This is a genomic window from Mycolicibacterium llatzerense (assembly GCF_000878195.1).
In the GTDB taxonomy this organism is placed as follows: domain Bacteria; phylum Actinomycetota; class Actinomycetes; order Mycobacteriales; family Mycobacteriaceae; genus Mycobacterium; species Mycobacterium llatzerense.
The window spans coordinates 33,766-57,172 of record NZ_JXST01000009.1 but is presented as its reverse complement, the minus strand read 5'-3'; the positions used below and the strand labels follow the sequence as shown (position 1 = coordinate 57,172).

Sequence of the window (23,407 nt, the reverse complement as noted above, 5' to 3'; positions counted from 1 at the left end):
GTCACATCGCAGGTCGCTGCGAGGCCCCGGTGATCGCCGCCACGAATTGAGCGGCCGCGCGATAGGCCATACGCGATTCAGGCACCACGACGGGCAGCGCCTGAAAGACATGGATTTGATCGGGCCACATCTGCAATTCGCACGTGGCGCCGGCACGGCGGAACCGGTCCGCCAATTCAACCGCGTCACCGCCGAGCAGTTCGGTAGTACTGGCTTGAATCAGCGTCGGCGGCAACGACATTCCGGGCGCCGGCCGCAGGTCGTGCGCACCGGCGGCGCCGTCAAGGTAGTGCGCGACCGCGGCCCGCGCGACGGACATGGACAGGATGCCCTCGTCGACGGCCCCGTCATGGACTTCGGCGATCGACAGGCTGAGATCGGCCATCGGCGAGAACAGCATCAGCGCCGCCGGCTCAGGAAGTCCTGCGCGGGCGTTGGCGATGACGAGGTCGGCCGCCAGGTAGCCGCCCGCCGAGTCGCCCGCGATCACGATCTGGTCAGACCGGTAACCACAGCGCAGCAACCAACGATAGGCGGCGTCGAGGTCGTGCGGTGCGGCCGGAAAGGGATGCTCGGGTGCCAGCCGATACGCGAGCCCGAACACCGGTGCGCGCAGCGCGGTCGAAAGCCGTGACGTCACACCGCGATACGCACGTGGCGACCCGGCGACGAAGCCGCCGCCGTGCACATACAGCACGACGATGTCGTCTCGGCTCGTTTTCGGGCCCCGGACCCATTCGCCGCGAACGTCGCCGTTATCCACCAGTTCGATCCGGGTACCGCCCAGAGTGGGAGCGGTGGCCCGCAGGCCGCGCTCCAAGAGCTGCCGCACAACCGGAACCGTGCCTGCATTCACCGGCGTTGCGGCGCCCACCCGCCGGATCGTCAGCGCCGACAACTCTCGCAGCGCTCGGGCACGAACCGAACCACGCCGAGGCTCCGGCATGCGATGTTGTGGCCTACACATGGTCAGAGCCCAAGTGTTTTGGCAATGATGTCGCGCTGAATCTCGCTGGTGCCGCCCACGATCGTGCCCACGACGGTGGCGCGCAACATCTCCTCCATGCCGTATTCGGAGGCGTAGCCGTAGCCGCCCATCATCTGAACACCCTCCAGTGCAGCATGCTTGGCCAGCTCGGTGGTCTTCAACTTGACCATGGACGCTTCACGCGGCAGCAGCCTGTCGGGATGTTCGTCAACACGTTGCGCTACGTCATAGACGAATAGCCGTGCCGCTTCCAATTCCATTGCCAAATCAGCCAATCGGTGCGACAACGCCTGAAACGACCCGACCGGTTTACCGAACTGGGTGCGTTGTTTGACGTAGGCCAGGGTGTCATCGAAGGCGCGCTGGGCCAGACCCAGGAACATCGCGCCGATGATGATCCGCTCGATGTTGAGTCCGGCGACCAACTGGCCCCAACCCTGACCCTCAACACCGACCAGCCGGTCTTCGGGCACGAAGCAGTCGGTGAGGTAGATGTCGTTGACCTCCCGGCCACCCATCGTCTCGATCTGCCGGATCTCCATGCCCGGGCTGCCCGTCGGCACCGAGAACATCGAGATGCCTTCGTGTTTGGCGCCACTGTGCGAGGTGCGCGCAACCACAACTACGTAATCGGCGAGGTGCACGTTGGAGCACCACGTCTTCTGTCCATTGAGCACGTAGCCACCGTCGACCTTGTCGGCGCGGCAGGTCAGCGACGCCACGTCCGAGCCCGATCCCGGTTCACTCATCGCGATCGAGGTGACCGCCCCAGCCGTCACCCCACCGAGCACCTCTCGCTTGAGGGATTCGCTCGCGAATTTCAGGTACGTGTGCGACACAATCAGCGTCACCGGATAACTCGACAACGGCGCCCGGCCCCGCGACATTGCCTCCACGAACAGACACGCGTCGAAAAGGCTGCCGCCGGAACCGCCGTACTCCTCGGGGATCGAGAGTCCCAGCCAGCCCAGCGCAGCCATGTCGCTGGCGATCTTATTGCTGTGCAGCTCTTTTCCGCCCTCGGTGAGCGCCAGCCGCTGCTCGCGGGTGTCGCAGTGCTTCTGGCAAAAATCCCGCACAGTCCGCACCAGGTCGTGCTGCTCTTCGGTGAGTTGCAGGCTCATTTCATCTCTTTCTTTCCAGGTCGTCGACCAACTCGCGCGCCGTGGCATCCGGGGTGAGCAGGTGGTCGATCACGGCGGACACTTCATCGGCTGCCCAATCCGCATGAGCCACGGTCGAATTACTCGGCTCCACGCACTTGGCCGTCCATCGGCGCGCAACCGCCTTCTATAGGAAGCGTATGTTTCCTATAGAATTGACTGATGTCAAGCCAGGCGACCAGACCGTCGTTCACGTCCCGTCATGGTGACTGCGAAAATCGGCCGGTGAGCTCACCGACCGAGGACTTGTGGCGCGGCCAGTCATCTGCCGCCCGCGCCGCCGAACGACGTGAACGGCTACTCGCGGCGGGGACGGAGTTGCTGGGCACCCTCGGTGCACCGGAGACGACGGTGCGGGGCGTATGTCGTGATGCCGGCGTGGGGCTGCGCTACTTCTACGAGAGCTTCCGTGACGTGGACGCGTTGCTGGTCGAGGCGTACGACCGCGTTGCGGATGCCCTGACCGCGAGGGTTCTCGAAGAGGTGATGACAGCCCCCGCCGATCCACAAGCTCGGGCACGGGTGGCCTTCGGAGCGGCACTCGCCTTCATCACCGAAGACCCTCGGCGCGGGCGCATCCTGTTCCGCGAAACCGTGGCCAATGACGCACTGCGTGAGCACGGTGCCCAGACCGTGCCGCGGTTCGTCTCCCTCGTCGCCACCGCACTGACCGATGAATCCGAGCGCGGAACGGCGGTTGACGACAACCGCCGCGCGCTGCAGATCAGTGCGCTCTCGGGTGCATTGGTGAAGCTGTTTCTCGACTGGCTGTCGGGCCAGCTGAGTATCTCGCAGGACCAGCTCGTCAACTACTGCACTGAAGTGATGTGGTCGATCATCGGCAACTGATGATGTTCTTGCCGACCGCGACACGGGCGTCAGGGGTTGATGATCGGCATCAGGTAGGTGCGCGCAAATGCGCTGAGTTCTTCGTCGGTTTCCAGCGGGATCAGGCCGGTGCGGGTCAAGATCGACGAATGGACGATCCGGCAGACGATCTCGGCGCGTGCCTGGATGTCCGGTGTCTCGGGTAGCAGTCCGTCGCGGATCGCTTGCGCGAACACCGCTTCGGTCACCGCGATCGCCATGGCGAAAGTCGGCGCACCGTCCGTGGTCAGTCGCGGCAGGACTCGCTCGGGCTCCAGCGTCAGCATTCGCGTGGCGAGGGGGTGGTTGCGCCACCGCGTGATGACCGTGACGAAGATGTCGGCCACCAGGTCGGCCAGGTTGTCGTGACGCGCGGGGATTACGGCCAGCTCGGCGAGGACGCGCGCGACCTCCCGGTCATACACCGCCGCGACCACGTCGTCGCGTGAACCGACGCGGCGGTACACGGTGACGCGGTCGACCCCGGCCTGCCGGGCAATGTCCTCGATGGTCGTCTTCTTGACACCGACCTTCTCGAACTGCACGAGCGCGGCATCGAGGATGCGGGCCCGTACAGAGTCGTCGGTCTCCGGCGCATCTGTCGAGGTGACGAGTGCCGAGGTCATGCCGCAACGGTAGCAAGAACCAGACCGGTGCAACATATCGAAGAAATTTGTAGCTGCAACATTGCAATCAATCTTGTTGCATCGTACAGTTCGATCATGGCTGAATCGGCCGGCGCGACGAGGCGCCGCTACCGCACGGAAGAGCACGCGATCAACGCGCGCGACGTCCACTTCGACTTCGGCTCGGTGCCGATGCACTACATCCCCAATGAGGTTTTTGCCACCCACATCGTCAACGTCATGCACTTGGTGCTCCCCGAGGGCGAGCGCGCGATGGCCAAGTGTTTGGCCGAGGCGATGCCCTACATCGACGACGAGCGGCTGCGTGAAGAAGTAGCCGGTTTCGTCGGACAGGAGTCGATGCACGCCAGCAGCCATGCCGGCGCTCGCGAGCATCTGCAGTCGATAGGCCTTGACGTCGACTCGATGGTGCGGACTTTCTCGTGGTTCGTCGATCGGATCCTCGGCGATCACGGGCTGTCCGGGCGCGCCAAGGAGGAATGGCTCAAGGAGCGGCTCGGCTTGTTCGCCGGGATGGAGCACTACACCGCCGTCATCGGCGAGTGGATGCTGGAGAACGACAAGTTGGCAGAGCTCGGCATGGACCCGACGATGCTGGATCTGGTCAAGTGGCACGGCGCCGAAGAGGTCGAGCATCGCAGCGTGGTCTACGACGCCTACATGTATGTCGATGGCAGTTACGCACGTAAAGCACGGACTGCCGTTGTCGCGAGCGCCACCCTGCTGACCACGTTCTTGCTGTCGTCGGTGTACCTGTACGCGAAGGACCCTGAGCCGGACAAGGGCCGCATGTGGCCGGTGCAGTTCGTGAGCGCGACGGTGCGCGGGATCGTGCCCAACTTCGCAACCTTCTTCACCGAGCTCCCGCGCTACCTGCGGCCGGGTTTTCACCCGTCGCAACTCGGCCCGATGGACTCGGCACTGCGCTACCTCGCGCATTCGCCGGCCGCGCGTGCGACCGGTCACTGATGGAAAGCCCCACGGTGACCGAGGAATTCACGCCGCCCGCGCCCTTGCGCATGTTCGGTGCCGTGATGGATGTGTACAAGCAGGTGTTCGTCGGCCCGACCGCTCCCCTGTTCTCTCGCCCGAACCCCTTACAGCGCAATGGATTCGAGCTCGACGTCCGAATCGAGGCGGTGCAGGTCGAGGCACAGGACGTGGTGAGCCTGACACTGCGATCGGCCGACGACGCGCAACTGCCGGCGTGGACGCCTGGCGCACATCTGGACGTGTTCCTGCCTTCGGGCAAGCAGCGGCAGTACTCGCTGTGCGGCAACCCGAACGATCGCTCCCGGTACCGGATCGCCGTGCGCCGCCTTCCCGATGGCGGCGGCGGATCACTCGAGGTGCACGGCGCGCTTTCGGTGGGCGACGTGATTCGGGTGCGCGGCCCCCGCAACGCGTTCACCTTTGTCGAGGCCCCGTCCTACTTCTTCGTCGCAGGCGGCATCGGCATCACGCCCATCCTGCCGATGGTCAAGGCGGCCGACGCTGCGGGCGTGCCGTGGAAGATGGTCTATCTCGGCCGATCACGGACGACGATGCCGTTTCTGGACGAGCTGCAGGCCCTGACCGGCGGTGAACTCGATATCAGGCCAGACGACGAGTTCGGCGCTCCCGATATCAGCGTGCTGATCGGCAGAGCCGAAGCCGGTTCCGCGATGTACGTGTGCGGCCCGCCGCCGGTGCTCGATGCCGCGCAGCGCACCGCATTCACCGCCAACCCGACCGGATCCCTACACACCGAGCGGTTCTCGGCGCGGCCGGTCATCGACGGTAGGGAGTTCGACATCACGCTGGCCCGCACCGGCGCGACCGTCCGAGTCGGCGCCGAGGAGACGGCACTGGCCGCCATCCGGCGCGAGCTACCCGGTGCCGCCTACTCCTGCCAGCAAGGGTTCTGCGGCACGTGCAAGGTGAAAGTCCTTGCGGGTCAAGTGGACCACCGCGACCGGACGTTGCCCGACACCGAACGGGATGCCTACATGCTGAGCTGCGTCTCGCGCGCGTCCGGCGACTCCCTCGTACTCGACCTCTGACCTAAGGACCAACAGTGGCCACGCTGACGAATGCCCGCACCAGACAAAAGGTTTCGATGTTCGACGTCCGCAATCCGGCGACCGGAACGACGGTGGGCACGTATCCGGTGCACACCATCGCAGACGTGGACGCTGCCGTACGCCGTGCGCACCGGGCCGCCGACTGGTGGGGCGCACTGGGATTCGCGGAACGGGCCAAGTACCTCGACGCATGGCGCGCCGAGATCACCCGGGGCCGGGCCGACCTGGCCCAGGTCATGCACGACGAAATGGGCAAGCCGATCTCGGACGCCAAGCTCGAGATCGCAATGGCGCTCGAACACCTCAAGTGGGCGGCCCGCAACGCGGAGAAAGTGCTCGGCCGCAGGCCGGTGCCCTCCAGCCTGCTGACGATCAACCAGGCGGCATGGGTGGAGCACCGCCCGTTCGGCGTTGTCGGCGTCATCGGTCCGTGGAACTACCCGGTGTTCACCCCGCTCAGTTCGGTCGCGTTCGCGCTCGCCGCCGGCAACACTGCGGTGTTCAAGCCGAGCGAATACTCTCCAGGGGTCGGACTGTGGCTGGCCGCCGCATTCGCGAGAGTGTCGCCCCAACAATCGGTACTGCAGGTGGTGACAGGGCTCGGCGAGACGGGCGCAGCGCTCTGTCGCAGCAACGTCGGCAAGATCGGCTTCACCGGTTCCACCGACACCGGCAAACGGGTCATGGCGGCATGCGCGGAACGGCTGACCCCGGTGCTGATGGAATGCGGCGGCAAGGACGCCCTGATCGTCGACGCCGACGCTGACCTCGACGCCGCAGCGGATGCCGCGGTGTGGGGCGGGATGTCCAACGCGGGTCAAACGTGCCTCGGCGTCGAGCGCGTCTACGTCCACGAAGCCGTCTATGCGGAGTTCGTGGACAAACTCGTCCGGCTGGCCGGGGGGCTTCGGGCCGGCGGCGACGCCAAGATCGGCCCGATCACCATGCCCAAGCAGATCGACGTGATCCGGCGCCACATCGAGGATGCGATAGCGCGTGGCGCGACGGCACTGCTCGGCGGAATCGACGCGATCGACGGTCAGTTCATACAGCCCACCATCCTGGTCGACGTGCCCGAGGACGCCCTCGCTGTCACTGAGGAAACCTTCGGGCCCACGCTGACCGTCGCCAAGGTCGCCAACATGGACGAGGCGATCAAACACGTCAACTCCGGGCCCTACGGGCTGGGCGGCACCGTGTTCTCCCGCCGCAACGGGCACCAGATCGCGGACCGGATCCGCGCTGGCGGAACCTCGATCAACGCGTTCGTCGCCCACGCCACGATCCCGACCCTGCCGCTCGGCGGCGTCGGCGGATCCGGCTTCGGCCGCGTGCACGGCCCCGACGGCCTCAAAGAATTCACCTACGCCAAAGCGACGACGCAGCAGCGCTTCCCCTCGCCTCTGGCACTGACCACATTCGCTCGCAGCACCACGATCGACGCCGTTGTCGACCGACTGGTTTCCGTGCTGCACGGAAGGAGCCGATAGCCATGGCAGCACAAGCCGAACACAGACACATCGCCATCGTCGGCGCAGGCTTCGGCGGCATCGGGCTCGCGATCAAGCTGCGCGAAGCGGGATTCGACGATCTGGTCATCCTGGAACGCGCGACTGATCTCGGTGGCACCTGGCAGGCGAACACCTACCCCGGCTGCGCCTGCGACGTGCCCTCACACCTCTACAGCTATTCGTTCGCACCCAACCCGAACTGGTCACGCACGTACGGCCAGCAGAAAGAGATCCTCGAGTACATCCGATCCGTCGCGACGAAACACGATGTGGTGCGCCATATTCGCTTCGGCGCGGAATTGCTCGGCGCGCGTTGGGACGACGCGGACTCGCTGTGGCACATCGACACCGGTGCCGGCGCGCTCACCGCGGATTTCCTGGTCTCCGCCACGGGCGCGTTCGCCGAGGCCAAATACCCGTCGCTGCCGGGACTGGATACGTTCGCGGGCAAGGCCTTTCATTCACTGCACTGGGACCACGAGCACGACCTGACCGGCGAGCGGGTTGCCGTGATCGGCACCGGCGCCTCGGCCGTACAGTTCGTACCGGAGATCCAGCCGAACGTCGCCGCACTCACCGTGTTCCAGCGCTCGGCTCCCTGGATCGTCCCGCGCATGGACCGAACCACAGCAGGCTTGGAACGCGCCCTGCTGCGCAATCTCCCGTTGACGGGCAAGGTGATTCGCGGAGCCTGGTACTCGGTGATCGAGGCGCTCGGGCTCGTCGGGTTTGTCGACACCAGGTTCCGCTACCCCTACGAGGCGCTCGGCCGATTCCAGTTGTTGCGGCAGGTCTCCGACCCGGAGCTGCGCAAGAAGCTGACACCGGACTACATGCTGGGCTGTAAGCGCGCGATCTTCGCCGATGCGTACCTGCCCGCCCTGGCCAAGGACAACGTCGAGGTCGTCACCGACGGCATCGCCGAGGTTCGACCGCACTCGATCGTGACCCGCGCCGGCGTCGAGATCCCGGTGGACACCATCATCTACGGCACCGGTTTCGAACCGATCCCCGCGGCATATGACCGCATCATCGGCCCCGGGGGCGTCTCGATCGGCGACCTGCAACGCAAACAGCGCCAGACCTATCTGGGCGCCACCGTTGCCGGTTTCCCGAACTTCTTCTGCACCCTCGGCCCGTTCGGTGCGGCGGGTAACCAGTCGGCGATCTTCATGATCGAGTCACAGATCACCTACATCGTGGATGCGCTGACGACGATGCGCAGGGCGGGCGCACACCGCGTCGAAGTACGTCAGGAGGCACAGGACGCCTTCCTCGACGAGATGGAACGCCGCAGCACCTCGACGGTGTGGCTGACCGGCGGCTGCCAGAGCTACTACACCACCCCAGATGGCCACAACTCGGGGCTCTACCCCAACTGGAGCTTCGAATACCGCAGCCGGACAAGCAAATTCGACGTGGACGCGTACGAGGTGACAGCGTAATGGATATCGGTCAGATCAACCCGCTCAGCTGGGTATCGGGGACGACCTACGACGTCAGAGGCAAGACCGTGTTGATCACCGGCGCGGGTCAGGGCATCGGCTGGGAACTCGCGAAGCTGTTGTACCGCCGCGGTGCGGGGGTTGCCATCGTCGATGTCGACGAGAGCAGCGCGGAGGCCGCCGCCCGCCAGCTCGGGCCCTCTGCACTGGGGCTCGGGGCCGATGTCCGCGACCGCGAGCTCATGGAAAAGGTCGCCACGCGAGTCGTCGAACACTTCGGCCGCCTCGACGTCGTCGTCGCCAACGCCGGCGTGACGCCCGAGCCGGCGACATTGCGCACCATGGACGCTCATGATTTCGACCGCGTCATGGACATCAACCTCACCGGAGTGTTCAACACGCTGCGCCCGGCACTCGACCACGTGATCGCGGCCAAAGGACACGTCGTCGTCGTCTCCTCGTGCGCGGCATTCGCACCGGGCATGGGCGGCGCGACATACATGATGAGCAAAGCCGCAGTCGAACAGCTCGGACGCGCCCTGCGGGTCGAACTCGCCGCGGTCGGTGCGAGCGCCGGCATCGCCTACTTCGGGGTCGTCGAGACCGCGATGACGCACGACATGCTCGACAAAGACGATCTGGGTGTCGAACTCGGCAGCCTGTTGCCATGGCCCCTGAACGTGCGCATCACCGCAGCACAGGCCGCGAAGGTGATCGCCGACGGGATCGGGCGCCGGGCTGCCCGCACCATCGCGCCCAGCGGCTGGGAGCCGTATGCGTTGCTGCGCGGCGCGATCAACGTGGGGCTCGACAGCTGGCTCGCGGGAAATGCGAAGGTGCAGGCGCTGATCCGTGCGGTCGAGGAGCGGGCCGGCCAAATCTGACGACCATCCGACAACCGAACCGAGGAGCGTTGCGCATGTTCAATGAAGAACTGTTTCAGGAAGCTCTCGCCAAACCACGGCTGCGGCAGCCGCTGCCCGAGTTCCTGGCCGGCAACCGATCAGGCGGCAAAGTACCCGTCCTGGGCGAGGACGAACTGACGGCCATGACCCAGCGGTGGTTCGACGACTTCGAGCGAAAGGTCGCGCACTACAAGAACTTCGGGATCGACGTCGCCTGGCTGATCGAATGGGCCAAGAAGTACTGGTGGAGCTGGCTGATGCGGGACATGTCGCTCAACGACGAGCTGTACACCCAGGACCTCCGCTACAAGGACCCCACCACCTTCGGCCGGACGCTCGTGGGGCTGGACGAGTTCGTGAAGTACAACTTCGCATTCTTCGATGCCATACCCGATTGGCGCTACGACCCGCTGCCGGGCCAGGTCTACATCGATATCACGCCCGAAGGCGAGACCCGAATCGTCATCCGGTACATCGGAAGTGGGCACTTCGACGGGTCGCTGCGGTTCTATCCGTACGACGACACCGCGCCGACGGTCCACGGCATCGGAACCTTTGTTCAGTGCACCGCCGTCGACCGCTATCACTTCAACTCCGATGGGCTGATGTACGAGGGCGAGACGCTGTTCGATCTCCTCGACGCGCTGCAGTCAGCCGGCGTGGTACCCGCCGACGACAGTTGGCAGTTCAAGACACTCATGCAGGCATCACGGGTGCCGGCCATCGTCCAGAAGCTACGCCGCAGCGTTCCGATACTCGGTCGCTAAGCTCCGGCGACGGATGTTCTGCTGAACCAGTGCAGGAAGCGGGCCCGCCGCGTCTGGTGCTCATCTCCGGTCACCTCGGTCCAACACCCCGCGTCATAGCTCGTGGTCTTCGGAGCGCCGAGTCGAACGATCTCCAGCGATCCATCGTCGTGTTTGATGTAGCGGTCGGCGAAGCGGGAAAACTCGTCAATTGCCCCGCCGTCGCATGTTACGCGTACGGTCATGGTTGAAATCCAATCTATAAAAGATGTAGTTCTCGCAGATCATGCCGACTGCGAGTGAATTAGCTTGCGGCTGATCAGGTTTGGCGCCCCGGAACGTCGGATTATCGTCTGCCATAACCGCATCGGACGTGATGCGGTACCGATTTGGTGCGCCCGACATCACTGCGGGAGGGTGGTGGCGTCATTGCGACGCTCCGATCTTGACCGCGAATCGGCCAGATTCTTCAACTCGGCGACGAAACGGCTTCGAACAGCCGTATGCGAAATACCGCCGATCTCCTCACCCTACGCCCGGGTGGATCGACTTTAATTCACGGAAGGCTGCCGACACCTGCAATCGACGCAGACTCGGTGGCGTCAGCAATCGCGGTATGAGCATTGACCTTGGCGTACGGAACCAATACCAGCACGTAGATGGCGATCGCCGCCGGCGGCGCCAGCAGAGGTAACCACGGGATATCGATGTTCACTTCTAGGGCCGCCAACCCAGCCAGCGTGAAGCCGATCATTGAGACCACCGTCGGCAGGGTCATGGTGACCACATTGGTTCCGGCGGCATGCCGCATCAGCAGGTAGGTGGCCGCCGAAAGTCCCGACAGCGCCGCGACCACCGGAGCTGCGTCGGACAGGGCCAACGCCACCACGGTGAGCAGCACGGCGGCCGTGGCAGCCACCCGAAACAGCAGTCCGGCTCCCACGGCCGCCAGCGCCGCCATCGAAACTACCGCCGCCGGGCCGTGTGTCCCGACAGCTGCCGCAGCGACCATCAGGACGCCGAACCCGGTCGAAACGATCCGGGCACCCGGCTGGCTCCACCCGGCCTGCGCGGTAGTCGTCATCGCATCACCGTCTCGTTGTCCGTCGACGAACCGGCATCAGCCGCAGCGCCTGATCCAGCGTGACAACCGACGGCCACGGCACCACGTCCACTCCGACGATCCCCATGTCGCGATACATCGCGTGCCGCTGCAAGGCCCACATGCGGGCCAGGGTCGAGTCCTGCTCGGCGTCGAAGGGCGGCCCTTCGAGAACGTCGACGGCCACCACGGTGTGCCTGCGTCCACGCAACTCCGTCAGCGCCAGCGTGAACGGGGTATCCAGCAAGGTCGAGAAGGCGAACACGATCGCGCCTGACGGCACGGCCGCGCGCGGCGCCAATGTGCCTGTCGTGGTTTCATATTCACGTCCCACGGACAACGCGGCGTCGAGCACCCGATAGAACTGGCGCTGGCCGATGTCGGCGGCGATCCAGCGCGGGCGCGGGCTGCCGAGCGCGACAATGCCGGCGCGGTCACCGTTTCGCAGGGCGCTCTGCACCACCTGGGCGGCGCCGAGCACGACCCGCTCCATCGCGGCACTCGCCGGGCCGGGGGGCTGCATGCTGGTGTCGATGAGAACGACCACATCGGCGGCACGGTGGGTCAGCCGTTCGGTGACATGCAGCCGGCCCCGGCGAGCACTGACCGGCCAGTTGATGGTGCGCAGCTGGTCGCCGGGAAGGTAGGCGCGGACGTCGGCGTACTCGACGCCCGGACCGACGTGCCGCGTGAGATGGGTGCCGAGCCGGTCAGGCAATTCGATACGCGGTATCGGCGTCGATTGCGGCGGGGCAATGGGAAAGGCAAAGACCTCGCCGACATCCACGGTGCCTGTCCCTGCCAACAGCCCACCGCCGGCTACGACGTCGACCGTGGCCCGGATCGGGTACCGGCCCCATCGTGCGGCCGACACCGCAACCTTCTTCAGCTGCGCGGAACTGCCCTCGAGAACCTCGATATCCATTCCGGATTCGACCGACACCGTGACCTCGGACGCGACGCTCGGCGCTGCCGTCGTCACCGACACCGACAGCTGCGTCTCGTCGTCCTCGAAGCATCGCGTCAGGGCCGGCTGCCCCTGGACAAGCACCTTGGCGGCCGGACGCTGCCAACTGATCGAGCACAGCACGCCCAGCAGCGGCGCCGCGAAGGCGATCAGCTGCCAGCGGGGGCCGAGTACCGCCGCGGCGAGGGCCACACCCGCGCATGTCGCGATGGCCAATGTCAGCGGTGAGGCACGCCAACGCAATTCGACCTCGCGCGGCTCGGTCGCGTTCGTCACGCCGGCCCGCCACGAGTCCGCGGCACGGGCAGGCGCTGCAACAACTGCTCCACGATGTCGCTGCCGTGGACACTGCGCACCCACATCTCGGGTTTCAAGCTGATCCGGTGCGAAATCACCGGAATGGCGAGAGATTTGACGTCTTCGGGAATCACGTAGTCCCGGCCGAACAGCAGGGCACGTGCACGCGCGAGTTGAACGAGGTCGAGTTCGGCCCGCGGGCTGGCGCCCACGACCACCTGAGGGTGATTGCGGCTGGCGGCCGCCAGCGACACCACGTAGTGCAGGACGTCGTCATGCACCGTCACCTGCTCGACCGACTCACGCATGGCGAGCAGGTCGTGCGCGTCGACGATCTGTTTCACTATCGGTTGGGCCGACCCGCGTTCCAGACGCCGGCGCAGCATCACCGTTTCGTCCGCACCCGACAGGTATTTCAGTTCGATCCTGACCGCGAACCGGTCGAGCTGCGCCTCCGGTAGCGGGTACGTGCCCTCGTATTCGATGGGATTGTCCGTGGCGAGAACGATGAAGGGTGTTGGCAGAAGGTGGGTTTCGCCGTCGATGCTCACCTGGCTTTCCGCCATCGCCTCCAGCAGCGCAGCCTGAGTCTTCGGCGGCGTGCGGTTGATCTCGTCGCCCAGCAGCAGGTTGGTGAAGATCGGCCCGCGACGGAACTCGAACCGGCCGGACTGCATGTCGTAGATGGTAGAGCCGAGCAGATCGGCGGGCAGCAGGTCCGGGGTGAATTGCACGCGAGTGAAGCTCAGTCCCAGCGCCCGGGCAAAAGACTTCGCGATCAACGTCTTTCCGAGTCCGGGGAGATCCTCGATGAGCACGTGGCCACCCGCCAGCACTGAGGTCAAGATGAGGGTGAGCGCCGCGCGCTTCCCCACCACCACTCGTTCGATCTCGTCGAGCACCGCCTCGGCATGGGCCGTCGTCAACTCGGCCGGCATCGTCATAGCCGCTCCAATCGGTGCAGGATTTCGTCGAGCGTGGCCCGGCCAGGGCCCGGCTCCCCACGAGAAGAACGGAGGACGTTCTGCGGATCCACCCACGGCCACAAATGATCCCCGAAGACCATCCGGCCGGTGGCTTGCATCGCGGCCGGGTCCTTGGCCTGCTGTGCGCCGGTGGCCATGAAGAATTCGCGGGCCAGGGTGGGCCGCAAGTGGTGGTCCCAGTCCCCGCGCGTGGATTCCGACCACTGGATCAGCGTGTGGGTGCGAACCATCCAGTCCCGCAACGATTCCTCCGCGTCGTTCGCGACGGGTTCAGCCGGCGCCGCTCCACGGTCGGCCAGGCGGCGGCGGACGGCCAGCAATACGAGCGCCGCGGCAATGGCTGAAACCCACCCCACGACTCGGCGATCGCCGAGCAGCAGCGTGATCAGCTCCGCTCCCACCGCCAGTGAAATCCCTACGATCGCAAGCCGCTTCATGTCAGGCTCCGCAACTCGGCCAGCACCCGACGAAGCGCCTCCGCAGCGATGTCGCGATGCCGTTCGGACATGACATGCGGGCTGAAACGTGCCTCGGCGAACAATGCCACGAGTTCGGTTGCGCTGCCGGCATGCAATGCGTGGTGTTCGACAGCACGGGCCAGCACTTCGGAGGGCGTATCGGAATCCTGTGGTTCGGCGCCGGGGGCGTCCGCGAGGGCGCGCTCCATCGCCGCATAGCAGGCGATGATCGACTCACGCGGCCCTCGGCTGCGATCGCCGATCTCGGCAAGGCCGAATTCCGCCGCGCGCGTGAGCGATTCCGGTGTGGATGCGACGAAAGGCGGTTCGTAGGCGTGATCGATCAGCAGCTCAGGTTCGTTGGTTTGCCGTCTTCTGCGGACGATGACGGCCGCACCCCAGAGCAGCAGCATCACCACCGTGGTGGCGAGCAGGTAGCCGAAGACACTGTGCTCGGGTTGCGGAGGCGGCACCGGCATCGGAGCCGGTGGCGGCACTGCGGTGGGCGGTGCGCCGCCCGGCGCCTTGCTCGGCGGGCCTTCCGAGATCGGGAGGTCCGGCAGCTGCAGCAGCTGCAGGTGGGACAGCAGGACGACGAGCGCCAGCCACACCAGGAGGGCGCCGAGCCCGATCAGCAGTACCCGGCGCACCGGCTTCCACCCGAGCTTGCCTTCGAACGAGCCTGGCAGCGCGAAGGGGGCCGACGCCCTGGCCAGCCGTGGGCGCCGTAGCGACGAGATGACGCCGATCCCGACAATGACGACCGAGACGATGAGCAGCGTGTCCACGCCAACCACACTCGCGGCGCTGTGCGTCGGCTCGTCTGGGTGTGGGTGCCCAACACCCGGCAGATATCCGCGCAGCGCGATGGCGACAACGAACAGCAGTACGAGGACCGCGACCACGCGCCCCAACGCTTTGTCGATACCGCTCATCGGTACACCGCTCGGTTGTTGGCCTTGCCTCCATGGTGACACGCAACGGCGGATCCCGGGGCCAATACGTCGGAGGCAGGCGCCACCGTAGCCAGCGCGCCGGCAGAATTGAAGAAGGCCCCCGGAGAGTTCTCCGGGGGCCTTCTCGCTAGTAGCGGGGACAGGATTCGAACCTGCGACCTCTGGGTTATGAGCCCAGCGAGCTACCGAGCTGCTCCACCCCGCGTTGGTGAATACAACGTTACCCAACGCTGCCGAATGAACCAAATCGTATGGTCAGACAGGGTTTTTGGGACCGCATGCCGGATGACCGGTAGATCCAAAACTGCCCAACTCCCGAAGGAATTGGGCAGTTTTGTGACTTTCGCGCGGTGACTCGACTACTTCGCCTCGCGGTACTTCGCCATGGCGTCGTCCAGCTTCTGCAGCGCCGCGCCGAACTGGGCGAAATTGCCGCTCTGCTGGGCCGCACGCATGCCGTCGAGCGCCGCATTGACATCTTGCAGGGCAGCGGCTTTCGCGGGCGACAGCGTCACCGAAACACCCGGCGGCAGCACCGCTGCCGGCGCCGGCGGCTGCGGTCCCATAGCGGGCGGCTGGACGGCACCAGGCACGGCCACAGCAGGCGGCGTACCGGCCGGCACGTCAGTCGGGGCGGGACCGGTGGCCGTCGCACCCGCACCGGGCCCGAAGATGCCGTTGAGGGCGTCCCGCACCGTCGGGCCGTAACCGATCTTGTCGTTGTACAGCATCGCCACCCGGATCAACCGTGGGTACGACGACGCCGCATCACTGGCCCCCGGCGAGGCGTAAACCGGTGCGACATAAAGCAACCCACCCTGCCCCACGGGCAGCGTCAGGAGGTTGCCCCAGCGGATCCGGTTCTGGTTGTCCCGACCGATGACACCAAGATCCTGACTGACCGCGGTGTCCGTGCTGATCGCGTTGAACGCCAGCTTGGGGCCGTTCACCTGGCCCGGAATGGTCAGCACGGTGATCTTGCCGTACGTGGCCGGGTCGGAGCTGGCGCTGATGTACGCAGCCAAGAAGTCCCGCCGGAACCGGTTCATCGCCGTGGTCAGCTGGAATGACGATGAATCACCGCCGGTCGCAAGGTCTTTCGCGACGATGTAGTACGGCGGCTGGAAACTGCTGGCCGTCGGGTTCGGGTCAAGCGGCACGTCCCAGAAGTCCGACGTCGAGAAGAAGGTCACCGGATCGTTGACGTGGTACTTGGCCAGCAGCATGCGCTGGACCTTGAACAGGTCCTCGGGGTAGCGCAGATGTTCGGCCAGCTCGTGGGAGATCGCCGACTTCGGCTTCACCGTGTCCGGGAAGACCTTCATCCACGCCTGCAGCACCGGGTCGTGCTCGTCCTGCTCGTACAGCGTGACGGTGCCGTCGTAGGCGTCGACGGTGGCCTTCACCGAGTTGCGGATGTAGGACACCTGCTTGTCGGGCAACATCCGGTTGACCGCAACCTCATTGGAGTCGGCCGTCGCACTCGACAGCGACGTCAGCTCCGAGTACGGGTAGTTGTCCAGAGTGGTGTAGCCGTCGACGATCCAGACCATGCGCTTGTTGACGATCGCCGGGTACACCGTCGAATCGGTGGTCAGCCACGGCGCCACCGCCTCGACCCGGTGGGCCGGGTCGCGGTTGAACAGAATCTTGCTGTTCGGTCCGATCACGTTGGAGAACAAGAAGTTTCGCTCGGCGAACTTCGCGGCGAAGACCGACCGCGTCAGCCAGTTGCCGATATCGACACCGCCGGACCCGCCGTAGGTGTAGTTCTTGGTCTCGGTGTTGGTCTCGTAGTCGTACTCTCGGTCAGCGCCGTTCTTGCCGACGATCGCGTAATCCGACGCGGCACTTGCGATCACCGGACCGAAGTACACCCGGGGCTGATCCAGCGGCGCCGGACCGGGCGACACCGCGGCGCCATTGGCACCGACCACGCTGGCCAGGAACTCGGGGTAACCGCCGTTCTGGTTGGGGTCGTTGGCAATTCCGCGCACCGTGTTGGCCGGCGACGCGATGAACCCGTTGCCGTGGGTGTAGACGGAGTGCTTGTTGATCCAGTCGCGCTGGTTGTCGATCAGCCGGTCCGGGTTCAATTCCCGTGCCGCCACGACGAAGTCACGCAGCTTGCCGTCGGGCCCGTTGTAACGGTCGATGGACAGCTGGTCCGGGAAGCTGTAGAAGTTCTTGCCCTGCTGGAACTGGGTGAAGGCCGGTCCGACGATGGTCGGGTCGAGCAGCCGGATGTTCGACGTCGTGGCCCGGTCAGCGGCGACCTGCTCGGCAGTGGCGGGCGCGTTACCGCTGTAGTCGCGATACGTCACCGAATCACCGGTCAACCCGTACGCATCCCGGGTCGCCGTGATGCTGCGACTGATGTAGTCGCGTTCCTTTGCCGCCGCGTTGGGCTTGACGCTGAACTGCTCGACCAGCATGGGCCAGCCGGCGCCGATGATCACCGAGCTCAGGAGCAGCAGCACCAGACCGATCGCCGGAATCCGCAAGTCCCGCAACACGAGCGCCGAGAACACCGCCACGGCGCAGATCACCGCGATCGCCAGCAGGATGAGCTTCGCCGGTAGCACCGCGTTGATGTCCGTGTAGCCGGCACCGGTGAACGGCTTGCCGGCGCGGGTGTGGCTGAGCAGCTCGTACCGGTCGAACCAGTAGGCAACGGCCTTGAGCAGCACCAGGATTCCCACCAGCGCCACCAACTGCATCCGCGCCGCGCGGCTGAGCGCACCCTGGCGACCCGACAACCGGATACCGCCGAACACGTAGTGGCCCAACAGGTTCCCGACCAGCATCAGGAAGACCCCGACGAACAGATAGCCGAGCACCAGTCGGTAGAACGGCAGATCGAACGCGTAGAAGCCCAAATCCTTGCCGAATTCGGGATCGTTGATGCCGAACGTGCCACCGTGCAGGAACAGCTGCACCCGCACCCAGTAGGTCTGCGCCACGAATCCGGCCAGCAATCCGATGAAGGCGGGAACACCGATGGCGAACAACCGCAGCCTCGACAGGACCGTCGCGCGGTAACGGGCGACCGGATCATTGGGCCCGGACGCGGGCACGAACACCGGCCGCGACCGGTACGCCAGTGCCATTCCACCGAACGTCACGGCGCCGATGAACACGCCGGCCACCAGGAAGACCACCAGCCGCGTCACCAGCACAGTGCTGAACACCGAACGGAAACCGATCTCGCCGAACCACAGCCAGTCCACGTAGGCGTCGACCAGCCGCGGGCCGACCATCAACAAACCGACGATCAGCAGCGCGATCCCGACCAGAATCCGGCTTCGTCGCGTCAGCTTCGGCATCCTCGCCGCAGGCCGCATCCCCACTCGTCAGCTCCAGTCTGTTGAAAGTCCGTTTGAAAATCGGTAAGGCCAGCTTGTGCCACGACTCTACGCATTCTGGGGTGGCCGCACGCTCAACAGCGGGGAGGTTCGCCACCAGCGGACACGGCATGCAGTGCGTCGACCGCTCCGGTCAAGTTCTCGACCTTGATCAACCCCAGCCCGTCGAGATGGGCCGAGACCGCTTCGGCGCAGTTCTCGGCGGGCACCATGAACACCGTCGCACCGGCCTCCCGCGCGGCCAGCATCTTGTGTGTGATGCCGCCGATCGGGCCCACCTTGCCGTCGTCGCCGATGGTGCCGGTGCCCGCAACGAACCTGCCACCGTTGAGATTTCCGTCGGTCAGCTTGTCCACGACGGCCAGGCTGAACATCAGGCCGGCCGACGGGCCACCGATGTTGGCCAGGTTGAAGTCGATGGCGAACGGCGCCCACGGCGCGTTGAGCACCGTGGTGCCGAGGTAGCCGTAGTCGCGGTCCTTGTTGGACCCCAGGGTGATGGTCGTGACGCCGATCCCGGCGTTCTTGCGCCGGTAGTCGAGCACGACGTGGTCGCCCGGCTTGGTTTTCTTCAGCAGTGACGTGAACTCTTCGACGTTGGCCACCGGAACGCCGTTGACCATGTCGATGGCATCGCCCGGGCGCAGCTGGCCGGCCGACGGCCCCGGATCGGCGACGGCCTGGACCGTCACCGCCTTCGGGTACTTCAGGTAGCTCAGCGCCGCGAACTCGGCGTCTTCCTCGGAGTTCTTGAAGTCGGCGTTGTTGGCCTTGTCCACCTGGTCCTTGGACTTGTCCGGCGGATACACCAGATCGCGCGGCACCAACTGCTCGCGGCCCGACATCCACAGCGCCAGCGCCTGCCCCAGCGTCAGCCCGTCGCTCTGCGACACCGTCGTCATGTTGAGATGCCCCGACGTCGGGTGCACCTTGACGTCGCCCTTGATGTCGACGACCTTCTTGCCGTCGACCTCACCGAGCGTATCGAACGTCGGGCCGGGACCCAGCGACACGAACGGCACGGTCACCACCGACACCAGCACGACGAACACGATGATCGGCACCAGAGCGACCACGAGCGTAGAAATCCGCCTGTTCACGCCGCCAACAGTAAAGCTCGCGGCTCGGTTCGCTGACAGCATGACCCGCGAAGCCACCGGCCGGCCGTGCTGGCAGTACGGTTGACGGTATGGCTGACCTGCCTTTCGGCTTCTCCAGCGGCGAAGACCCCGACCGCGACAAATCGAACAAAGAGCCTGGACCAGGCTCCTCCGGAAGCTCTTCCGGAGGTTCGTCCGGTGGTTCGTCGGACCCGTTCGGGTTCGGCGGTGCGTTCGGCGGTCCCGGCGGCGCCGGCATGCCCGACCTGGGCCAGATCTTCACGCAGCTCGGCGCGATGTTCAGCGGCGCGGGCGCGTCGATGAACAACCCGCAGGCGGGTCCGGTCAACTACGACCTGGCCCGCAAGCTGGCGTCCAACTCGATCGGGTTCGTCAAGCCGGTGCCCGAGCAGACCGCGACAGCCATCTCGGATGCGGTGCATCTGGCGGAGACGTGGCTCGACGGCGTCACTCCCCTGCCGGCCGGCACCACCCGCGCGATGGCCTGGACCCCGAGCGACTGGCTCGACAACACCCTGAACACCTGGAAGCGGCTGTGCGACCCGGTCGCCGAACAGTTGTCGAGCGTCTGGGTGTCGGCGCTCCCCGAAGAGGCCAAGGCCATGGCCGGCCCGCTGATGGCGATGATGTCGCAGATGGGCGGCATGGCATTCGGCTCGCAGCTGGGCCAGGCCCTGGGCACGCTGTCCAAAGAGGTGCTGACCTCCACGGACATCGGCCTGCCGTTGGGTCCGTCCGGCGTTGCGGCGCTGATGCCCGAGGCCGTCGAGGCGTTCGGCGATGGTCTCGAGCAGCCGCGAAGCGAGGTGCTGACTTTCCTCGCGGCCCGCGAAGCGGCACATCACCGGTTGTTCAGTCACGTGCCGTGGCTGGCCACGCAGCTGCTCAGCGCCGTCGAAGCCTTCGCCAAGGGCATGAAGATCGACATGAGCGGGTTCGAAGAGATGGCGTCCGGCCTGGACCCGGCGTCGCTGATGGGTGACCCAGGCGCCATGGAGAAGCTGCTGAGCCAGGGCATGTTCGAGCCGAAGGCCACCCCCGAGCAGGCCGCGGCCCTCGAACGCCTCGAGACGCTGCTGGCGCTCATCGAGGGCTGGGTGCAGACCGTCGTCACCGCGGCGCTCGGCGACCGCCTGCCGGGCACATCGGCGCTGAGCGAGACGCTGCGTCGTCGTCGCGCCACCGGCGGACCGGCTGAGCAGACGTTCGCGACCCTCGTCGGTCTGGAGCTGCGGCCGCGCAAGATGCGCGAGGCCGCCACCCTGTGGGAGAAGCTGACCGAGGCCGTCGGCGCCGACCAGCGCGACGCCGTCTGGCAGCACCCCGACCTGCTGCCCGGCGCAGCCGATCTCGATGAGCCCGCGGCCTTCATCGACCGCGCGCTCGGCGGCGACACCACGGGGCTCGACCAGGCGCTGGCAGACCTCGAAAAGGACCTGAAGCGGGACACGGACGAGGAGTAGCCGACCCGTAGCAGCGGCTTCGACGAGCCTGTGGATAACTAATTCGCCGAATCGGTGTGCCATTGGCACAGTTGGGCCATGATCGCGGCCCGTCAGACCTTGAACCCGGCCATGCCGGTGTTGCAACGTCCCGACGGCACGGTGCAGCTGGGGTGGGACCCACGGCGCGCCATCGGTATTCGGCCACCGGCCGGGCTGTCGGGCGGAGCTCTGGCCGACCTACTGCGCGGCATGCAGAGCGGCGTCGACGTCGAGAGCAGCCAGTCGCTCGCGATGGCGGCCGGGCTGACCGACGTCGACGGCTGGGCCGGGCTGCTCGGCGCACTGAGCACGGCAGGCTTGTTGCGGCCGGAGCCGGACTCTGACCGCCGACCGGTATCGGTGCGCGTACACGGCAGCGGTCCGCTGTCGGACCTGCTGGCCGGCGCCTTGACCTGTTCCGGCGCCCGGGTACGGACCAGTCGCTTCGGGCATGTGGCTCGTGAGGGCGCTGATCTGGTGGTGCTGTCGGATTTCCTGGTGGCCGACCGACGCCTGGTGCGCGACCTGCACCGCGCCGGAGTGCCGCATCTGCCGGTGCGGATCCGGGACGGCACCGGGTTGATCGGCCCGCTCGTGCTGCCAGGCGCGACCAGCTGCCTCAATTGCGCTGACCTCCACCGCAGTGACCGCGACGCGTCGTGGCCGGTGCTGGCCGCCCAACTCGAGGGCACCGTCGGCAGCGCGGACCGGGCCACCGTGCTCGCCACCGCGGCGGTGGCGCTCAATCAGGTAGACCAGGTGATCGACGCGATTCGCGGCGGCGGACGCCGCGCAGAACCGCCGCCCACGCTGGATGCCACCCTCGAATTCGACATCGGCTCGCGGACCACCGTGGTGCGCCGATGGTCCCGTCATCCCCTGTGTGACTGGTGCGACCGGAAGCCGTGACAACACGCGTTGCCATGTCGCCACCGCGCACTCAGCAACGTCGTGGATGATGTTGAACGTGGCTGATATCAAACGGGGCAGTGTGGCACGCAACGCGAAACTCGCCGGCCTGGCCGGCGGCATGGCGGGACGGGCCGCGCTCGGCTTCGGCAAGCGGCTGGCGGGCAAGCCCAAGGACGAGGTCACCGCCGAACTGATGGACAAGGCCGCACACCAGCTCTTCACCGTGCTCGGTGAGCTCAAGGGCGGTGCCATGAAGGTCGGGCAGGCCCTTTCGGTGATGGAAGCCGCCATTCCCGAGCAGTACGGCAAGCCGTACCGCGAGGCCCTCACCAAACTGCAGAAGGACGCCCCGCCGCTACCGGCGGCCAAGGTGCACCGGATGCTCGACGGCCAGCTGGGCACCAAGTGGCGCGACCGGTTCCAGTCCTTCGACGACACCCCCGTGGCCTCGGCCAGCATCGGGCAGGTCCACAAGGCCGTCTGGTCCGACGGCCGCGAGGTCGCGGTCAAGATCCAGTACCCCGGCGCCGACGAGGCGCTGCGCGCGGACCTGAAGACCATCCAGCGTCTGGTCAGTGTGTTCAAGCAGCTGGCACCCGGTGCCGATGTCCAGGGCGTCGTCGACGAGTTGATCGACCGCACCGAGATGGAGCTGGACTACCGACTGGAAGCCGACAACCAGCGGGCGTTCGCCAAGGCCTACCAGGGCCACCCGCACTTCAAGGTGCCGGGGATCGTCGCCAGCGCCCCGAAGGTCGTCATCGCGGAGTGGATGGACGGCATCCCGATGTCGGTCATCATCCGGGAAGGCACCGTCGAGCAGCGGGACCTGATGGGCACCCGACTGTCCGAGCTGACGTTCGACGCGCCGGCCCGCCTGCAGATCATGCACGGCGACACCCACCCCGGAAACTTCATGCTGCTGCCCGACGGCCGGATGGGCGTCATCGACTTCGGCGCGGTGGCGCCGCTGCCGGGTGGGCTGCCGACCGCGATCGGCGAAATGATCAGCCTGGCGCGGGACAAGAACTACGACAAGCTGTTTCCGGTCATGGAAGACGCGGGGTTCATCCAGAAGGGCGAGCAGGTCCCGATCGACGAGGTCGACGACATGCTGCGCCAGTACGTCGAACCGATCCAGACCGACGTCTTCCACTACACGCGGCGGTGGATCATGAGAATGGCCGCGGGCCAGCTCGACAACGGTGTGGCCCAGATCAAGATGGCCCGGCAGCTCGATCTGCCGCCGAACCTGGTCATCCCGCTGCGCGTGATCGCGTCAACCGTGGCGATCTGCTGTCAGCTGGACGCCCACGTCCCCGTGAAAGCCATTGCCACGGAACTGGTTCCGGGCTTCACGCCGTAGGTTTCTCTCGCGAGCAGACGTAAAACTGTCCTGAATCACCGGTTTTCGGACAGTTTTA

At 66.0% G+C, this 23,407-nt stretch carries 21 protein-coding genes and 1 tRNA gene; 10 read left to right on the top strand and 12 right to left on the bottom strand.

The window, feature by feature from the left end:
- Position 1 precedes the first annotated feature (1 nt).
- Together TL10_RS08325 and TL10_RS08320 are read right to left on the bottom strand one after the other, a co-directional pair.
- Positions 2-832 (bottom strand): alpha/beta hydrolase, encoded by an 831-nt coding sequence (locus tag TL10_RS08325; protein ID WP_157850362.1) that lies wholly within the window; start codon positions 830-832, stop codon positions 2-4.
- 137 nt (positions 833-969) lie between these two features.
- Complete coding sequence (locus TL10_RS08320) at positions 970-2,112, bottom strand: acyl-CoA dehydrogenase family protein (protein ID WP_043985276.1); 1,143 nt, start codon at positions 2,110-2,112, stop codon at positions 970-972.
- 264 nt (positions 2,113-2,376) lie between these two features.
- On the opposite strand from TL10_RS08320, the gene TL10_RS08315 reads away from it, so the two are divergent.
- Positions 2,377-3,000 (top strand): TetR/AcrR family transcriptional regulator, encoded by a 624-nt coding sequence (locus TL10_RS08315; protein WP_043985275.1) that lies wholly within the window; start codon positions 2,377-2,379, stop codon positions 2,998-3,000.
- 29 nt (positions 3,001-3,029) lie between these two features.
- On the opposite strand, the gene TL10_RS08310 is transcribed toward TL10_RS08315, so the two are convergent.
- Entirely contained in the window at positions 3,030-3,644 is a 615-nt protein-coding gene (locus tag TL10_RS08310) for a TetR/AcrR family transcriptional regulator (protein WP_043392526.1), read from the bottom strand.
- 96 nt (positions 3,645-3,740) lie between these two features.
- On the opposite strand from TL10_RS08310, the gene TL10_RS08305 reads away from it, so the two are divergent.
- Genes TL10_RS08305 through TL10_RS08280 form a run of 6 tightly spaced genes read left to right on the top strand, consistent with a single transcriptional unit; the run spans position 3,741 to position 10,356 of the window.
- Positions 3,741-4,634 carry a metal-dependent hydrolase gene (locus TL10_RS08305; protein WP_043985274.1) on the top strand — a complete coding sequence of 298 codons (894 nt, stop codon included), beginning with the start codon at positions 3,741-3,743 and terminating at the stop codon, positions 4,632-4,634.
- Positions 4,634-5,707, top strand: a complete 1,074-nt coding sequence (locus tag TL10_RS08300; protein ID WP_052506344.1) for a PDR/VanB family oxidoreductase — start codon at positions 4,634-4,636, stop codon at positions 5,705-5,707. The genes TL10_RS08305 and TL10_RS08300 overlap by 1 nt, the downstream gene beginning before the upstream one ends.
- Before the next feature lie 56 nt (positions 5,708-5,763).
- On the top strand, positions 5,764-7,218 hold the full coding sequence (locus tag TL10_RS08295; protein WP_043985335.1) for an aldehyde dehydrogenase family protein: 1,455 nt from the start codon (positions 5,764-5,766) through the stop codon (positions 7,216-7,218).
- Between the two features lie 2 nt (positions 7,219-7,220).
- The gene (locus TL10_RS08290) at positions 7,221-8,684 is read left to right on the top strand and encodes a flavin-containing monooxygenase (RefSeq protein ID WP_043985273.1); all 1,464 of its coding nucleotides are present in this window, start codon (positions 7,221-7,223) and stop codon (positions 8,682-8,684) included.
- Entirely contained in the window at positions 8,684-9,568 is an 885-nt protein-coding gene (locus tag TL10_RS08285) for an SDR family oxidoreductase (RefSeq protein WP_043985272.1), read from the top strand. The genes TL10_RS08290 and TL10_RS08285 overlap by 1 nt, the downstream gene beginning before the upstream one ends.
- A gap of 35 nt (positions 9,569-9,603) precedes the next feature.
- Positions 9,604-10,356, top strand: a complete 753-nt coding sequence (locus tag TL10_RS08280; protein ID WP_043392519.1) for a nuclear transport factor 2 family protein — start codon at positions 9,604-9,606, stop codon at positions 10,354-10,356.
- Here the strand turns inward: TL10_RS08280 and TL10_RS08275 are convergent.
- The 9 genes from TL10_RS08275 to TL10_RS08235 form a co-directional block, all read right to left on the bottom strand.
- On the bottom strand, positions 10,353-10,580 hold the full coding sequence (locus TL10_RS08275) for a hypothetical protein (protein WP_043985271.1): 228 nt from the start codon (positions 10,578-10,580) through the stop codon (positions 10,353-10,355). The genes TL10_RS08280 and TL10_RS08275 overlap by 4 nt on opposite strands.
- Before the next feature lie 311 nt (positions 10,581-10,891).
- Positions 10,892-11,419, bottom strand: a complete 528-nt coding sequence (locus TL10_RS08270; protein WP_043985269.1) for a hypothetical protein — start codon at positions 11,417-11,419, stop codon at positions 10,892-10,894.
- Between the two features lie 4 nt (positions 11,420-11,423).
- Complete coding sequence (locus tag TL10_RS08265) at positions 11,424-12,680, bottom strand: DUF58 domain-containing protein (RefSeq protein WP_043985268.1); 1,257 nt, start codon at positions 12,678-12,680, stop codon at positions 11,424-11,426.
- Positions 12,677-13,645, bottom strand: coding sequence for an AAA family ATPase (locus TL10_RS08260; protein WP_043392515.1), 969 nt, complete (start codon positions 13,643-13,645; stop codon positions 12,677-12,679). The genes TL10_RS08265 and TL10_RS08260 overlap by 4 nt, the downstream gene beginning before the upstream one ends.
- Entirely contained in the window at positions 13,642-14,124 is a 483-nt protein-coding gene (locus TL10_RS08255) for a hypothetical protein (RefSeq protein ID WP_043985267.1), read from the bottom strand. Before TL10_RS08255 ends, TL10_RS08260 begins: the two co-directional genes overlap by 4 nt.
- Complete coding sequence (locus TL10_RS08250; protein WP_043985266.1) at positions 14,121-15,080, bottom strand: DUF4129 domain-containing protein; 960 nt, start codon at positions 15,078-15,080, stop codon at positions 14,121-14,123. Before TL10_RS08250 ends, TL10_RS08255 begins: the two co-directional genes overlap by 4 nt.
- Before the next feature lie 152 nt (positions 15,081-15,232).
- Positions 15,233-15,306, bottom strand: a tRNA-Met gene (locus TL10_RS08245).
- Positions 15,307-15,460: 154 nt separating this feature from the next.
- On the bottom strand, positions 15,461-18,451 hold the full coding sequence (locus TL10_RS08240; RefSeq protein WP_043392509.1) for a UPF0182 family protein: 2,991 nt from the start codon (positions 18,449-18,451) through the stop codon (positions 15,461-15,463).
- A gap of 89 nt (positions 18,452-18,540) precedes the next feature.
- Positions 18,541-19,566, bottom strand: coding sequence for a YlbL family protein (locus tag TL10_RS08235; protein ID WP_043392507.1), 1,026 nt, complete (start codon positions 19,564-19,566; stop codon positions 18,541-18,543).
- A gap of 89 nt (positions 19,567-19,655) precedes the next feature.
- Between TL10_RS08235 and TL10_RS08230 the strand changes: the two genes are divergently transcribed.
- The 3 genes from TL10_RS08230 to TL10_RS08220 all read left to right on the top strand — a co-directional run bounded on the left by TL10_RS08230 (position 19,656) and on the right by TL10_RS08220 (position 23,349).
- Positions 19,656-21,050 carry a zinc-dependent metalloprotease gene (locus TL10_RS08230; protein WP_043392504.1) on the top strand — a complete coding sequence of 465 codons (1,395 nt, stop codon included), beginning with the start codon at positions 19,656-19,658 and terminating at the stop codon, positions 21,048-21,050.
- 78 nt (positions 21,051-21,128) lie between these two features.
- On the top strand, positions 21,129-21,980 hold the full coding sequence (locus TL10_RS08225; RefSeq protein ID WP_043985265.1) for a TOMM precursor leader peptide-binding protein: 852 nt from the start codon (positions 21,129-21,131) through the stop codon (positions 21,978-21,980).
- Positions 21,981-22,029: 49 nt separating this feature from the next.
- A complete protein-coding gene (locus TL10_RS08220; RefSeq protein ID WP_043392950.1) occupies positions 22,030-23,349 on the top strand; it encodes a macrolide-binding ATPase MABP-1 in 1,320 nt (439 codons plus the stop codon).
- Positions 23,350-23,407: the final 58 nt, after the last annotated feature.